This window comes from Sphingomonas soli NBRC 100801 (genome assembly GCF_001591025.1).
Classification (GTDB): domain Bacteria; phylum Pseudomonadota; class Alphaproteobacteria; order Sphingomonadales; family Sphingomonadaceae; genus Sphingomonas; species Sphingomonas soli.
Window position 1 is genome coordinate 84,685 of record NZ_BCTZ01000015.1, and the last position, 14,924, is coordinate 99,608.

The 14,924-nt window shown below is 65.4% G+C and carries 15 protein-coding genes; 10 read left to right on the forward strand and 5 right to left on the reverse strand.

Annotated features, from left to right (window positions below; translation table 11 throughout):
- Positions 1–486 (forward strand): peptide-methionine (R)-S-oxide reductase MsrB, encoded by a 486-nt coding sequence (gene msrB, locus SSO01S_RS12045; protein WP_066799031.1) that lies wholly within the window; start codon positions 1–3, stop codon positions 484–486.
- A 66-nt stretch (positions 487–552) separates the two neighbouring features.
- Here msrB and SSO01S_RS12050 read toward each other — a convergent pair whose 3' ends face one another.
- From SSO01S_RS12050 to SSO01S_RS12060, 3 genes are all read right to left on the reverse strand, one after another.
- A complete protein-coding gene (locus tag SSO01S_RS12050; RefSeq protein WP_066799033.1) occupies positions 553–1,101 on the reverse strand; it encodes a CHAP domain-containing protein in 549 nt (182 codons plus the stop codon).
- Between the two features lie 128 nt (positions 1,102–1,229).
- Positions 1,230–2,312, reverse strand: coding sequence for an NAD(P)/FAD-dependent oxidoreductase (locus SSO01S_RS12055; protein WP_066799035.1), 1,083 nt, complete (start codon positions 2,310–2,312; stop codon positions 1,230–1,232).
- Positions 2,312–3,253, reverse strand: coding sequence for an alpha/beta fold hydrolase (locus tag SSO01S_RS12060; protein ID WP_066799037.1), 942 nt, complete (start codon positions 3,251–3,253; stop codon positions 2,312–2,314). The genes SSO01S_RS12055 and SSO01S_RS12060 overlap by 1 nt, the downstream gene beginning before the upstream one ends.
- Positions 3,254–3,302: 49 nt before the next feature.
- Here SSO01S_RS12060 and SSO01S_RS12065 point away from each other — a divergent pair, with 49 nt between their 5' ends.
- The 9 genes from SSO01S_RS12065 to SSO01S_RS12105 all read left to right on the forward strand — a co-directional run bounded on the left by SSO01S_RS12065 (position 3,303) and on the right by SSO01S_RS12105 (position 11,643).
- A complete protein-coding gene (locus SSO01S_RS12065; protein ID WP_066799039.1) occupies positions 3,303–3,776 on the forward strand; it encodes an A24 family peptidase in 474 nt (157 codons plus the stop codon).
- A 56-nt stretch (positions 3,777–3,832) separates the two neighbouring features.
- Entirely contained in the window at positions 3,833–4,876 is a 1,044-nt protein-coding gene (gene cpaB, locus SSO01S_RS12070) for a Flp pilus assembly protein CpaB (RefSeq protein ID WP_066799040.1), read from the forward strand.
- Between the two features lies 1 nt (position 4,877).
- The gene (locus tag SSO01S_RS12075) at positions 4,878–6,536 is read left to right on the forward strand and encodes a type II and III secretion system protein family protein (protein WP_066799042.1); all 1,659 of its coding nucleotides are present in this window, start codon (positions 4,878–4,880) and stop codon (positions 6,534–6,536) included.
- A gap of 22 nt (positions 6,537–6,558) precedes the next feature.
- Complete coding sequence (locus SSO01S_RS12080) at positions 6,559–7,194, forward strand: CpaD family pilus assembly protein (RefSeq protein ID WP_083942999.1); 636 nt, start codon at positions 6,559–6,561, stop codon at positions 7,192–7,194.
- Positions 7,191–8,462 (forward strand): CpaE/TadZ family protein, encoded by a 1,272-nt coding sequence (locus tag SSO01S_RS12085; protein ID WP_066799044.1) that lies wholly within the window; start codon positions 7,191–7,193, stop codon positions 8,460–8,462. Before SSO01S_RS12080 ends, SSO01S_RS12085 begins: the two co-directional genes overlap by 4 nt.
- A gap of 54 nt (positions 8,463–8,516) precedes the next feature.
- The gene (locus SSO01S_RS12090) at positions 8,517–9,494 is read left to right on the forward strand and encodes a type II secretion system F family protein (RefSeq protein WP_066799045.1); all 978 of its coding nucleotides are present in this window, start codon (positions 8,517–8,519) and stop codon (positions 9,492–9,494) included.
- Positions 9,495–9,498: 4 nt separating this feature from the next.
- On the forward strand, positions 9,499–10,488 hold the full coding sequence (locus SSO01S_RS12095) for a type II secretion system F family protein (protein WP_066799046.1): 990 nt from the start codon (positions 9,499–9,501) through the stop codon (positions 10,486–10,488).
- Positions 10,489–10,567: 79 nt separating this feature from the next.
- The gene (locus tag SSO01S_RS12100) at positions 10,568–11,119 is read left to right on the forward strand and encodes a hypothetical protein (protein WP_066799047.1); all 552 of its coding nucleotides are present in this window, start codon (positions 10,568–10,570) and stop codon (positions 11,117–11,119) included.
- 11 nt (positions 11,120–11,130) lie between these two features.
- Entirely contained in the window at positions 11,131–11,643 is a 513-nt protein-coding gene (locus SSO01S_RS12105) for a helix-hairpin-helix domain-containing protein (protein ID WP_066799048.1), read from the forward strand.
- On the opposite strand, the gene SSO01S_RS12110 is transcribed toward SSO01S_RS12105, so the two are convergent.
- Together SSO01S_RS12110 and ppdK are read right to left on the reverse strand one after the other, a co-directional pair.
- Complete coding sequence (locus SSO01S_RS12110) at positions 11,636–12,151, reverse strand: hypothetical protein (RefSeq protein ID WP_066799049.1); 516 nt, start codon at positions 12,149–12,151, stop codon at positions 11,636–11,638. The genes SSO01S_RS12105 and SSO01S_RS12110 overlap by 8 nt on opposite strands.
- Entirely contained in the window at positions 12,148–14,811 is a 2,664-nt protein-coding gene (ppdK, locus tag SSO01S_RS12115) for a pyruvate, phosphate dikinase (RefSeq protein WP_066799051.1), read from the reverse strand. Before ppdK ends, SSO01S_RS12110 begins: the two co-directional genes overlap by 4 nt.
- Positions 14,812–14,924: the final 113 nt, after the last annotated feature.

Here is a 14,924-nt window from a genome sequence, read left to right on the forward strand (position 1 = left end):
ATGAACTACGCCCGCCGCTCCCTTCTCGCCGTTGCCGGTGCCGTCTCCACGGTGCTGCTGTCGCGCTTCGCCTTGTCCGCGCCCGCTGCGGCGCAGGCCTTTCCCTTCACGCTCACCGATGCGGAGTGGCGCAAGCGCCTGTCGCCCCAGGCCTATGACGTGCTGCGCAAGGGCGCGACGGAGTGGCCCTATTCGAGCCCGCTGAACAAGGAGCACCGCCAGGGCACCTTCTTCTGTGGCGGCTGCGCGCTCCCGCTGTTCAATTCCAAGACCAAGTTCGAAAGCGGCACCGGCTGGCCGAGCTTCTATGCGCCCGCGCCCAATGCGGTCTTGACCCGGCCCGATCACTCGCTGGGCATGGTGCGCACCGAAGTGCTGTGCCGCCGCTGCGGCGGGCATCTCGGCCATGTGTTCGACGATGGCCCCAGGCCGACCGGCAAGCGCTATTGCATGAACGGCGTCGCGATGACCTTCAAGCCAGGCTGAGCAGCGCCCGCACCAACAAAAAGGGCCGCGGTCGCCCGCGGCCCTTTTTGTTGGTTTGTCGTGCAATCAGCCCAGATTGGTTTCCATCACCAGATCGCTGAGGTCGAGCTCGAGCGAAGGCTGGGCCGGAAGATCTTCTTCGCTGGTATTGCCGCCATAGATGAAGCCGTTGACCGGATAGACCGTGGTGCCCAGCCCGCCGGTGGGCGCGAACCAGACCTTCACCTGGCTCCAGTCGCCCTTTGCCGAGACATCGACGGCACGGACGTTGCGCTCGATGCCGCCCGCGAACGACCAATTGGCGTGGGTGAGCAGCACTTCGCGGTCGCTGACGATCTTCGAGACCATCGCGACATGGCCATAGGGGTTACGCGCCGTCTTCTTGAACGACATGACCGCGCCGATTTCGGGGTTGTCGCCGCGCTCGTAGCGGCCCGCCGCCTGTTCCCACCAGGTCCAGGCATTGCCATGGATCTTCACGGCCGAGATTTCGCGCGCATAGGGGGCGCACTGCCAGAAGCGGCTCTTGGAAGCAGCGGCCTGCGCCGGCAGCGCCGTCGCGAGGGTGCAAGCTACCAACAGCGCGAAACGCGCTGCAAAAGCACGGAAATTCATGGACCCCCCGGTCGGGAAGAATTGGTGTTGCAGCGTCATAAGCAGAGCGATTCGCCTGCGTACACCCCCGCAACCTGTCTATGGGATGAACCGTTCAGCGGAGCCGATGGGCCGACGGAACGGACGCCCTACCGGGCAAATCGCGCCGGTGAATAGCGCGCCGGATCGATGCCGCGCACCGCCGGATCGGCTTCGCGGCCAAGCAATATCCCCGCGGCAAGCCTGGCTGCGGCGGGCGCTGTCTGGATGCCGAAGCCCCCCTGCCCCGCGCACCAGAAGAAGGCGGGCTGGCCAACGTCAAAGCCATAGACCGGCAATCGATCGGGCGCGAAGCTCCGCAGCCCGGCCCATTTGTGCTCCAGCTTCTCGATCCGCCAATCCACGACATTTTCGAATCGATCGATCGCGATCGCCACGTCCAGATCTTCGGGCTGGGAATCGCAAGGCTCGCTCGCGATCTCGTCATGCGGGCTGAGCCACAGCCGCCCACCCGCCTCGGGCTTCCAATAGAAATCGCCGCCGATATGCGCGACATGCGGGCTGCCCTCGGGCGGCGCGGGATCGGTCTTCAGCTGCATGATCGTGCGGCGATAGGGCTGGATGCCGATCGGCGCGACGCCGCACGCCTGCGCAACCGGATCGGCCCATGCACCTGCCGCGTTGACCAGAATATCCGCCGCGAAGGTCCCGGCCCGCGTCTCGATCGTCCAGTGACCATCATATGCCGCCGATTCCAGCCCGGCGGAAAGCTCCACGTCGCCCCCGGCGCGCTTCACGGCCTTCAGGTAATCGTCATGCAGCCGGCCGACATCGATATATTGGCAGCTCGGCTCCAGCACGCCCAGCGTCCATTCGGGGCGCAGCCCGGGGATGATGCTGTGCGGATCGACCACGTTGAGCGGCACGCCGCTGCCCTCGAACTCCGCGAGTAACGCCTCGACCGCATGCGCCTCGTCCGCCCGGCCGATATGGAGCGATCCCATCGGATCGAGATAGCCGCCCGCCGCCAGCAGCGCGCCCGAAGCCGTGGTCAGCGGCTGGATATCCGGCCCGCCATAGGTTTCGGACCAGAAGGCGGCGGAGCGCCCGGTCGCATGATATCCCGGCCGATCCTCCGCCTCGAGCACCAGCACGCGAACATGCGGCGCAATCTCCGAGGCAAGGCTGGCGCCGGCGATTCCGCCGCCGACAATCGCAACATCGTAACGCATCAGCGCTGCTGGGCCCTCGCCGCCAGGAACAGATCGATCTCGCCGATGGCGCGGTTGCGCACCGCATCCGCCTCGCGCAGGATCTCGTGTGCGCTTTCCTCGCCAAAGGCGACAATGCGGGCATCGCGAAGTTTCGCGCCGATCTTCAATGCGGCCTTGCCGTCCACCAGCCCGTCGGCCTTTGCGACGAGCATCAGGACGGGAACCGGCATCTTCCTCAGCCGCGGATCGCCGCGCAATTCGCGCATCGATCGAAACGCCTCGATCAGCCAGCGCCAGCTTGGCGGGCCGGTGACGATCTCGGGCTTCTCATTGTGCCACCAGATCTCGTCGTCATAGCGATCCTGATCATGGGTGAGCAGCGAATAGCGGCTGTCCCGGGTATAGGGTTTCTCGTTGGTCTTCCACGCCGGGCGCGCGGAATCGCCGATGCCGCCCATGATGCGGGCGAAGCGCTCGGCAAAGGGCAGCGAATTCTTGAAGCCCAGCATCGGCGCGATCAGCACCGCCGCATCGGGCACGGCTGCGCCCTCCACCAGGCCACGCAGCACCAGATGCCCGCCCATCGAATGGCCCATCACGACATGCGGCCCCGGCGTGCTGGCATGCCATTCGGCGTAAAAGGCGCGGAAATCTGCGATATAGTCGGCGAAATCCTCGATATGGCCGCAATTGCCCGCCGGGGTCAGCCGGCCCGATCCGCCCTGCCCGCGCCAGTCGAACGAGGTGATCGTCCATCCCTGCGCGTGCCAATGGGCCATCGTTTCGAGATACTTTTCGAAGATGTCGCCGCGGCCGCCCTGGAAAAGGATGCTGCCTCGCGGAGTCGCGGTGGCGGCAGGCCATGCAAAGGCACGTAGCTGGCCACCGGCAGGGGCATCCCAGAAGTGAATCCGGGCGCCATCGGGAATCGCGCGACGCGCTAAATTATCACCGCTCATGCGCCTTGGTTACGTTTTGATAAGCGCTGCCGTCTAGGCATTTGGCTGCATGGGGGAAATGTTTGCGCCTTTTTTGGTGATCACGCTTGGCATCCTGCTGGTCGCAGCCGGTGTGGAGGACGCACGCACGCGTGAGATCGCCAATTGGAAGAATGCCGTGATCGCCCTGCTCGCGCTTCCCTGGTGGTGGGCGAACGGCTTGGCCGTCTGGCCGGACATGGCGCTCCAGATCGGCGTGGCAGCCATCGTATTCGCATTTTTCGCCGGCGCGTTCGCGCTGGGTCAGATGGGCGGCGGTGACGTAAAGCTTATCGGCGCGCTGGCGCTGTGGTTCCCCCTGCAACCTTTGATCTGGATGCTGATCCTGATGTCGCTGATCGGCGGCGTGCTCACGCTGCTGATGGTCGCGGAGAAGAAACTGCGCAGCCGCAGCGGGATGCCGTTGGAAATTCCCTACGGCGTGGCGATCGCGCTGGCGACCTTGATCGTGCTTCGCGAACCGATTTTTAACCAATTCCAGTGAATGCTTAACGCCGCCGAAACCACGAACGGCGCGATTTTGAGAAGGCCTGACGCGAAATGGACGCACGCAAGCTGATCCTGCTCTTCGGAGCGCTGGTAATCGCCGGCATCACCGCGTTCATGGCGCGCAACATCCTTGTGGGCGCCCCTACCCCGATCGCCGGCGCGGCACCGGTGAACGGCGTGGCTCCCGAAAACACCACCGAAGTGCTGGTCGCCACGCGCGCGCTGCCGGTGGGCACGATCATCGACAATGAAGCGATCAAATTTGTCGCCTGGCCCAAGGAGCTGGTCGAAGGCGCCTATTTCATCAAGGGTCAGGGCGATCCGAAGCTTCAGGGCACCGTCGTCCGTTTCGCGATTCCTGCCGGTCAACCGATCACCCAGGGCGCATTGGTGAAGCCCGGCGACCGCGGCTTCCTGGCCGCGGCGCTCGGCCCGGGCATGCGCGCCGTGACCGTTCCGGTTTCCTCGCAGACGGCCGTCGCAGGCTTCGTCTTCCCGGGTGACCGCATCGATCTGGTGCTGACCCAGTCGGTTTCGGGCGGCGGCGATGGCCCCCCGCTCAAGGCATCGGAGACCATCCTGCGCAATCTGCGCGTGCTCGCCACGGATCAGCGCACCGACAAGAACACCGACGAGCATGGCAATACCATCGTCACGAACTATTCGACCGTCACCGTCGAAGCGACGCCCAAGATCGCGGAGAAGATCGCCGTCGCCCAGACCGTTGGCAGCCTGTCATTGTCGCTGCGTTCGATCGCCGACAATCAGGGCGAACTCGAAGAGGCAATCGCCAATGGCGACGTCAAGGTGCCCGACGGCACCGATCCAAAAGCGGAAAAGGCCATGCTGGCACGCGTGGCAGCCCGCCCGCAGGAAGGCGGCTCGACCTTCGCCACCGGCGCTGACGTCTCGCGCTTCCAGCGCAGCTCGGTGCCCGGCAAGCCCAAGGAAGGCAGTGGCGGCATGAACGGCGCCCCTCCGGCGTCCGGGGGGCCGGCATTTCCTGGGGGAGCCGCACAAGCGCCCACCGGACCGGTGGTGACAATTACTCGCGGCAACAGCGTCACCGTTGTTCCGCTCGGGGGGAAGAACTGAGATGCGTATCCTGGCAAAGCCATTGGGCCTGCCGCTCGCGATCCTCGCGGCCGCCGGTAGCCTGGGCGTAGCAGCGCCGGCCGCCGCGCAGACCATGCCGGGCGGCGCGGGCCTGAGCCTGCTCCAGCTCAACACCGGCCGTGGCCGCCTCGTCACGCTCGACGCGCCGATCACCAACGTGTTCGTCGCCAGCGATGTCATCGCCGACGTGCAGGTCCGCTCGCCCACCCAGATCTATGTCTTTGCCAAGGCGCCGGGCGAAACCAGCGTCCACGCCACCACGAAGACCGGCAAGGTCGTCTATGCGGCCACCGTCCGCGTGGGCAACAATATCGATTCGATCGATTCGATGCTGCGCCTGGCGATGCCCGATGCGCAGATCGTCGCGACCCCGATGAACGGCATGGTGCTGCTGACGGGCACGGTGAGCGCCCCTGCGGACGCCGCCGAGGCCGAGCGCCTGGTCGGCGCGTTCGTCGGCAAGGAAACCCAGATCATCAGCCGCCTCAAGACGGCCACGCCGCTCCAGGTTAACCTGCAGGTGCGCTTCGCCGAAGTGAGCCGCAGCTTCGTAAAGGACGTCGGCGTCAATATGTTGACGCGCGACCAGACGAGCGGCTTCCAGTTCGGCGTCGCCTCGGGCAATCGTTCGCCCGGAACCATCGGCGCGCCGAATATTTCGAACCTGCCTGTGCTCGATGCTTCGTCGAAGTTCGGCTTCCCGGCTGGCACGATCAGCCTGCCCTTCGATCCGCAGCGCGGCGACTTCGTCTATCCGGGCACCGGATCGGCCTACACCTTCAACAAAGGCACGGCGAACACGGCGCTCGGGCTGGCGGGCAAGCTGCTGGGCCTCGACATTCTCGGCTCGCTCGATCTGGGCGAGCGGATCGGCCAGGTGACCACCCTCGCCAATCCGAACCTGACCGCGCTTTCGGGCGAGACCGGCACCTTCCTGGCAGGCGGCGAGATTCCGCTGCTGATCAGCCAGGGGCTGGGTGCCGTCTCGGTCGAGTATAAGCAATATGGCGTCAGCCTGGCCTATACGCCCACCGTGCTTGCGGACGGGCGTATCTCGCTGCGCGTGAAACCCGAGGTTTCCTCGCTTTCCGCCGCCGGCGCGGTGACGATGCCCAACGGCACGACCGTCCCGGCGCTCACCACGCGCCGCGCAGAGACCACGATCGAGCTGGGATCGGGCGAGAGCATGATGATCGCCGGCCTGCTTTCGAACACGCACAACAATGTGATCGATAAGGCTCCGGGGCTTGGCGACGTGCCGATCCTGGGCACGCTGTTCCGCTCGAACAGCTTTCAGCGCAACGAAACCGAGCTCGTGATCGTGATCACGCCGTATCTGGTGAAGCCGGTCAACGCGAACCAGATCGTCCTGCCTACCGACGGGTATAAGGCGCCGGACGACTTCCAGCGTATCTTCGGCGGCCAGTTGAGCGGCAGCACGCCCGCCGATCGGCCCAAGCCGGCAATGGCGAACCCGAGCGGCCAGCCCTCGGTCGGCGCGATGGTGCCCGCCCCGGTAACGCCTGCTCCCGCCCCCGTCCCGCAAAAGCAGGAACGTCCAGCGAAGGCGGAACCGAAAAAGCCGTCCAAGAGCACCAAGAAGACGGGTGCGTCCGCCGCTCCCGGATTCGGATTCTGATATGCCTCTCAGGAGATTCGCAATGTCCGCGCGCTTCACTCCCCTGCTCCTGGCGCCCGCGCTGCTGCTCAGCGCCTGTGGGAGCTATAATGGCGGGGTCGAATCGGTTCACCAGCCGGTCGTCCAGCGCAACGACTATGTGCTCGACCTGCAGACGCAGGGCTATGGCCTGGCGCCCGGCGAAAGCCGGCGGCTCGCCGGATGGATGGATTCGATGCGGCTCGGCTATGGCGACCGCGTCTCGATCGACGATGGCGCGGATGGCTCGACCGGCCGCGACGAAGTGGCTGCTCAGGCGAACCGCTATGGCCTGCTGCTCGATGCCAAGGCTCCGGTGACCGTGGGCCAGGTGGCGCCGGGCACGGTTCGTGTGGTGGTGACCCGGATGACTGCGAGCATCCCCGGCTGCCCCGACAAGTCACGCGAATATCAGCCCGATTTTTCGGCCAGCACCTCATCCAATTATGGCTGCGCGGTCAATTCCAACCTGGCGGTGATGGTCGCCGATCCGGCCGATCTGGTGCGCGGCGTGCCCGGCTCGCCGACGAGCGACCCCGCCACCGGCACCCGCGCGGTCAAGGCGCTTCGCGATGCCGTTCCCACCGGCGGCGGCGGCACGGTCGTGAAGTCCGAAAGCTCGAAGGGTGGTGGCAAGTGAACGCTCCCTTCAACCCCGCGCGGGCTGCGCATCGTGAGCCATTTGCGGCCTTTGTCTGCGACGAAGGCACGGCGGAGGCGCTGCGGCCGATCGCGGTCGAGCTCGGCTGGTCGCCGGAAAAGGTCAACAAGGGCGGCCTGCGCAACGCGGTCCAGTCGCTTTCGGTCTCGGCAAGCCCGCAGATCCTGTTCGTCGATCTTTCCGAATCGGGCGATCCGCTCAACGATATCAATGCGCTTGCAGAGGTCTGCGAGCCGGGCACGATCGTCATCGCGTCGGGCCAAGTCAACGATGTGCGCCTGTATCGCGATCTGGTGGCCAGCGGAATCCACGATTACCTGCTAAAACCGCTCAATCCAGATGCGTTGCGCGACACCTTCGCCCAAGCCCAGTCAGCGTTGAATGCCCCCAAGCTGACCGAAACCGCCAGCGACCGCCCGCATTGCGCGGTAGCCGTCATCGGTACGCGCGGCGGGGCGGGCGCCTCCACGATCGCTACGTCGCTAGCCTGGCTGCTCAGCGAGAAGCATGGCCGAACAGCCGCGCTGCTCGATCTCGATGTGCATTTCGGCACGGGCGCGCTCGCGCTGGACCTTGAGCCAGGGCGCGGCCTGACCGACGCGATCGAGAATCCGAGCCGCATCGATGGGCTGTTCATCGAGCGTGCCATGGTGAAGGCCTCGGATCGACTTTCGGTGCTTTCCGCCGAGGCGCCTATCCATTCGCCTGTGATGACCGATGGCGCGGCATTCTATCAGCTCCAGGAGGAAATCCGCGGCGCTTTCGAATCGACCGTGATCGATTTGCCGCGCGGGATGCTGGTGAATCACCCGCACCTGATTACCGATGTGCAGATCGCCGTACTCGTCACAGAACTGACTCTGGCTGCCGCGCGCGACGCGATCCGCATCCTGAGCTGGTTCAAGTCGAACGCTCCGCAAACCCAGGTGATCGTGGTCGGCAACCGCGCCCAGCCAGCTGCAATGATGGAGATCAGCCGCAAGGATTTCGAAGGATCGATCGAGCGCAAGATCGATATCCTGATCCCGTTCGAGCAGAAACTTGCAGCGCAGGCGGCCAAACTCGGCAAGCCGCTGGCCGAAGTCGCCAAGGGCAGCAAGAGCTTCGCGCCGCTGTTCGATCTGGCCCAGCGCATCATCACGATCACCGATTCGGGCGAGCGCGACGACAAGGCAGCCAAGGCCGCGAAGGGCGATTCGCTGATGAGCAAATTCAAGCTGAAGCTCGCCTCGAAGGCAAAGAAGTAACCACTTCGCGCTTAAGGTGCGTAGCATTGTGATGGTTCGGGAGGCTCGCGCGGCATGGAATTAATGCCCGTATTGATGGTCGGTGGGGGCGCCATGGCGGTGCTCGTGCTGATGATGCTCGCCCTTTCCGGCCCATCGGCCGAACGCGCGAGCTCGCGTCGCCTCTCTGGTATCAAGGATCGCAACGTCGTCAGCGCCACCGGCGCCAACGCGATGGAAACCCAATTGCGCCGCGTCACCCGCGGCTCAAGCCGCGCGGATATCAACGCCGCACGGCTCCTGCCAAATCCGGCGCAGCTGCAAAAGCGGCTTAACATGACCGGCAAGGATTGGACGCTCAGCCAATATATGATGGCAACCGCCGGGCTCACGGTGTTCGTCGGCGCGCTATTGCTGCTTCAGGGCGCGCCGCCATGGCTGGCGCTCGCACTTGCCTTGTTCGTAGGGATGGGCGCGCCGCACAAGATAGTGGGCTTCCTCATCAAGCGCCGTGTTGCCCAGTTCACCGCCAAATTCCCCGATGCGATCGAACTGCTCGTGCGCGGGCTGCGCTCGGGTCTGCCGATCACCGAGACGATGGGTGTGGTCGGCGCCGAAGTGGACGGCCCGGTCGGCGAGGAATTCCGCGCGATCGCCGACAAGATGAAGATCGGCCGCACGCTCGACGCCGCGCTTCAGGAAACCGCGGACCGCCTCGGCACCCCCGAGTTTCAGTTCTTCACCATCACTATCGCCATCCAGCGCGAGACCGGCGGCAACCTCGCGGAAACGCTGGCAAACTTGGCAGACGTGCTCCGCAAGCGCAGCCAGATGAAGCTCAAGATCAAGGCAATGTCTTCGGAATCCAAGGCATCCGCTCTGATCGTGGGCGCGCTCCCCTTCATCGTGTTCGGCCTCGTCTGGTTCATCAACAACAATTACATGATGAACTTCTTCCAGGACGACCGCCTGATGGTCGCTGGCGGCGGCGGGCTGGTATGGATGGCGATCGGCGCCTGGATCATGGCCAAGATGGTCAATTTCGAGATCTGATGCGATGACACCTGCACAAGGCCCCACGGTGCTCGGCATCGACGTTCTCTGGGTCGCGACCCTGCTCGCCGCAGTCGCAGCCGCGGCGACGTTCTTCGCCATCTACACCGCCACTACGGTGCGCGATCCGATGCGCGGCCGCGTCAAGGCGCTGCAGGAGCGCCGCGAGCAATTGAAGGCGGGCATCACCGCCTCAACCAAGCGCCGCGCCAAGCTGGTTCAGAAGACCGACACGACCGACAGGATCCGGGCGTTGCTTTCCAGCATGAAGGTGCTGCAGGAAAGCCAGGTCAAAATGGCGCAGCTGAAGCTCGCCCAGGCGGGCATCCGCCGCAAGGAATGGGCCGTCGGCGTGATCTTTGGCCGGCTCGTTCTGCCGATCGTGATCGGCGGGCCGATGCTCTACGCCGTCTATGGCACGTCGATGGTGGCCGACTGGAGCCCGCTCAAGGCCTATGGCCTGGTCGCTGCGACCTTCATCCTGAGCTACAAGGCGCCCGATATCTATCTGAAGAACAAGATCACCAAGCGCAGCCACGCGATCCGCAAGGGCCTCCCCGACGCGCTCGACCTGCTGGTGATCTGTGCCGAAGCGGGACTCACCGTCGATGCAGCTTTTGCCCGCGTCTCCAAGGAACTGGGCAAGGCTTATCCCGAACTGGGCGAGGAATTCTCGCTCACCGCAATCGAGCTGGGTTTCCTGACCGACCGTCGGCAAGCGTTCGAGAATCTGGCGAACCGGATCGATCTCGACGCGATCCGGGGCGTCGTTACCACTATGATCCAAACCGAGAAATACGGCACGCCGCTGGCATCGGCGCTGCGCGTCCTCTCCGGCGAGTTTCGCAACGAGCGCATGATGCGCGCCGAGGAAAAGGCCGCGCGCCTGCCCGCGATCATGACGATTCCGCTGATCCTGTTCATCCTGCCGGTGCTGTTTATCGTGATCTTGGGGCCTGCGGCCTGCTCGATCAACGACGCGCTGATGACCTAAATCACGCGTTAATCATTACGGTAGCGTCCGGCCTCTTCGCGCGGTACCTTCCCTCGCAACAACCGGGGGAGGTCGTACGATGCAGGATTTGCCGTTCCAGACGCTGACGCAGTTTTCGGCGCTAGGTCTCACGCTGATTGGTGGTTGGTTCCTGGGGCTCGCAAGCACTTCGGGCGGCCGCAAATGGCGTGACCGCTACTACGACGAAGAGCTCAACAATGTCGGCTATCGCGACCGCGCCGAATCGGACCTGCGCGACGCCGCGCGCCGAATCCGCGATCTGGAAGCCGAAAACGCCAAGCTGCGCGCAGCGGCCCCTGCGCATGATGCCGGGCACTCGACCGCTGCGGTGGCCGGGGCCGCCGTCGCCGGTGCTGCTGCAGGCGCTGCCGCGACGCATGCGGCGCACGAGCACCATGACAACCACGCGGCACCCGCCGCCCACGATCATCATGACGATCACGCCGCACATGCGGCACCCGCCGCGCACGCCGAACCGGCCCATGCAGCGCATAACGACCATGGGCACGGCCATGGCGACGACCATGGCCACGGTCATGACGATCACGCGCCCGCCACGCACGATTCGCACGGGGATCATCACGCCCCGGCGGACGCGCACCATCACTAAGGCCACGGCGCGTGGCTCTGCCTTATGAGACGCTGACGCAGTTCGCCGGGCTGGGGCTGACCCTACTCGGCGGCTGGTTCCTGGGCCTCGCGACGGCCCCGGGCGGCGGTAAATGGCGTGATCGCTACCATGACGAAGAAGCAGAGCATGCGCGCTACCGCGATCAGGCAAATGAAGAGCTTCGCGCCAAGACCAAGCGGATCCGCGAGCTGGAAGCGCTGACCAAAGGCGCTACGGCGGCTGCCGCTGGAGCCGCCACGGGCACCGCATGGCGCGGCTGGTTTGGATGGGGCCGCGACAATCTGGCCCGCATCCGCAGCATCGACGAGGCCCGGGAAAAGCGGCTCAACGAGCTGGGCATCAAGACCTATCGCGAGATCGAGAAGATGACCGCCGACGACGAATTGGCGCTCGAGCAGCGGCTGGGTCTGTCACACGGCACGATCGGGACCGAGGGCTGGCGCGAGCAGGCTGCGCTGCTTGGCGCGGGCAACGAAGACGAACACAGCCGCCGCTTCAGCTGATCAGCATCGCCCGCTGATAGGTTTCTCGCACTTCCGAGATTGGCTGCCCCTCTACGATCAGCACCGCGTGATGGCGCAGGACCTCGTTCGCGCCCTGCCCCGCCCAGCTCCGCTCCGATGCAAGGTTGCGGCGGCTGGGTGCCAGCGGGCGGACCGCCACGCCGAACGGCGTATCACCCGCCAGCGCATCGACCATCTCAGCCGTAAGCCGCGCGGGGACGTACCAATTGTCAGCTTCGGACAGCACTTGCTCGCCGCACATCAGCTGCACGCGGCGATAGGCAATCTGGTCGCCTTCGCCGACGCCAAGAACCACGGCATGAGTACCCGCCAACATGGCCTCCCGACGCGTAACCACGGCCCGGACCTTCGATCCCGGGCTATGGCGATCGCACCAGGACTGGAGCACCGCAGTCGCGCTCGGATTGGCGAGGAGCGCGCGATCGAGCGCTTCGACCTCGGCGGCCTGCACGGTCCCGATCGCCACGATCGCCAGAAGCGGGTTCATCCCCGCCGAAGCGCGGCCTGCGCCGCTGCGAGCCGGGCGATCGGCACGCGATAAGGCGATGCCGAGACGTAATCCAGGCCGGTCTGCTCGCAGAAATCGATCGAGGCGGGATCGCCGCCATGCTCGCCGCAGATGCCGAGCTTGATGTCGGGACGGGTCTTGCGACCGCGCTCCGCCGCGAGGCTGATCAGCTCACCCACGCCTTCGACATCGATGGAGACGAATGGGTCGCGGGCGTAGATCTGCTTCTCGACATAAGTCGTCAGGAAGCGCGCGGCGTCGTCGCGGCTGACGCCCAAAGTGGTCTGGGTCAGATCGTTGGTGCCGAACGAGAAGAACGCGCCCACCTCCGCGATCTCGCCCGCACGCAGCGCGGCGCGGGGAAGCTCGATCATCGTGCCGACCAGATATTCGATCTCGCGGCCCTTCTCGGCGAAGACGGCCTTTGCGGTCTTGTCGACCACGGCCTTCATCAGCTCGAGCTCGCGCCGGGTGGCGACGAGCGGGATCATCACCTCGGGGATCGGCGCTGCGCCCGACTTCTCCGCGACCTCGCAAGCCGCCTCGAAGATCGCACGGGCCTGCATCTCGTAGATCTCGGGATAGGTCACGCCGAGGCGGCAGCCGCGATGGCCGAGCATCGGATTGAACTCGTGCAGCTCGGCGGCGCGGCGCTTGAGCGTCTCGACGTCGAGGCCCGCAGCCGCCGCGACTTCGGCGAACTCGGCTTCCTCGTGCGGCAGGAACTCGTGCAGCGGCGGATCGAGCAGGCGGATCGTGCAGGGCAGACCGACCATGACCTCGAAGATCTGGACGAAATCGCTGCGCTGCTCGGGCAGCAGCTTGGCGAGCGCGGCGCGGCGGCCGGCTTCGTCTTCGGCCAGAATCATCTGGCGCACCGCAGTGATGCGGGCGGAATCGAAGAACATGTGCTCGGTGCGGCACAAGCCGATACCCTCTGCGCCGAACTCGCGCGCGGTGCGGCAATCGAGCGGGGTCTCGGCGTTCGCGCGCACCTTCAGGCGGCGCTTGGCGTCTGCCCACTGCATCAGTGTGCCAAAATCGCCGGACAGCTCGGGCTGCACGGTCGGCACTTCACCGAACATCACTTCGCCGGTGGTGCCGTCGATCGTGACGGTCTCGCCTTCGCGGACCACACGGCTCCCGACGCGCATCACCTTTTCGCGCGCGTCGATCGAGAGCGAGCCGGCACCCGAGACGCAGGGACGCCCCATGCCGCGCGCAACCACGGCGGCGTGGCTGGTCATGCCGCCGCGCGCGGTCAGGATGCCCTTGGCCGCGTGCATGCCGTGGATATCCTCAGGCGAGGTCTCGGTGCGGATCAGGATGACGCTGGTGCCATCCGCCGCGCGCTTCTCGGCAGTGTCGCTGTCGAACACGGCGATGCCCGATGCCGCGCCCGGCGACGCGGGAAGCCCCTTGGTCAGCACGTCGCGCGGCGCCTTGGGGTCGAGCGTCGGGTGCAGCAGCTGATCGAGCGCCTGCGGATCGACGCGGAGGATCGCTTCCTCCTCGGTGATCAGCCCTTCGCTAGCCATGTCGACCGCGATCTTGAGCGCAGCCTTTGCGGTGCGCTTGCCCGAGCGGGTCTGGAGCATCCAGAGCTTGCCGCGCTCGACGGTGAACTCGATGTCCTGCATGTCGCGATAGTGGCGCTCGAGCTGGTCGAACACCGCAGCGAGCTCGGCATAAGCCTCCGGCATCGCTTCTTCCATCGACAGCGGCTTGGCGCCAGCGGCTTCACGCGCAGCCTTGGTCAAATATTGCGGGGTGCGGATGCCCGCGACCACGTCTTCACCCTGCGCGTTGATCAGGAACTCGCCATAATAAGCGTTGTCGCCCTTGGCGGGATCGCGCGTGAAGGCGACGCCGGTAGCCGAGGTGTCGCCCATATTGCCGAACACCATCGCCTGGACGTTGACGGCGGTGCCCCAATCGCCGGGAATGTCGTTGAGGCGGCGATAGACCTTCGCGCGCTCGGACTGCCACGAGCCGAACACCGCGCCGATCGCGCCCCAGAGCTGGTCATGCACGTCCTGCGGGAAGGGCTTGCCCCACAGTTCCTGGACGATCGCCTTGTACTCGGTAACGAGCGCCTGCCAGTCTTCGGCGGTCAGATCGGTATCGAGATTATAGCCGCGATCTTCCTTGGCGATCTCCAGAGCTTCCTCGAAGCGGCCATGATCGAGCTCGAGCACCACATCCGAATACATCTGGATGAAGCGGCGATAGCTGTCCCAGGCGAAGCGGGGATCGCCGCTGGCTTCGCAGAGGCCGACGACCGTCTGGTCGTTCAGGCCGAGGTTGAGCACGGTATCCATCATGCCCGGCATCGACACGCGCGCGCCCGAGCGAACGGATACGAGCAGCGGATCCGCCGCATCGCCGAACTTCTTGCCGGTCACCGCCTCGATATGCGCGACGCCGGTGGCGACTTCGGCCTTCAGCGAATCCGGGAAGGTCTCGCCATTGTCGTAGTAGAGCGCACACACCGGGGTGCTGATCGTGAAGCCGGGAGGCACCGGCAGGCCGATCGCGGCCATGCCATCCAGGTTCGCACCCTTGCCGCCGAGCAGATTCTTGTCGCCCTTGCCGCCATCGGACACGCCGCCACCGAAGCGGTACACATATTGCGTCATCACAGCCCCTTTTCGCGCTTGCGGCGCGCCTACCGCAGGTGCGAACAAATCGGAAGCCATTGACTGCGTTGTCAGGGGCAAGATTTGGTTTGCCGCGACCAGCGGTGCGCGAA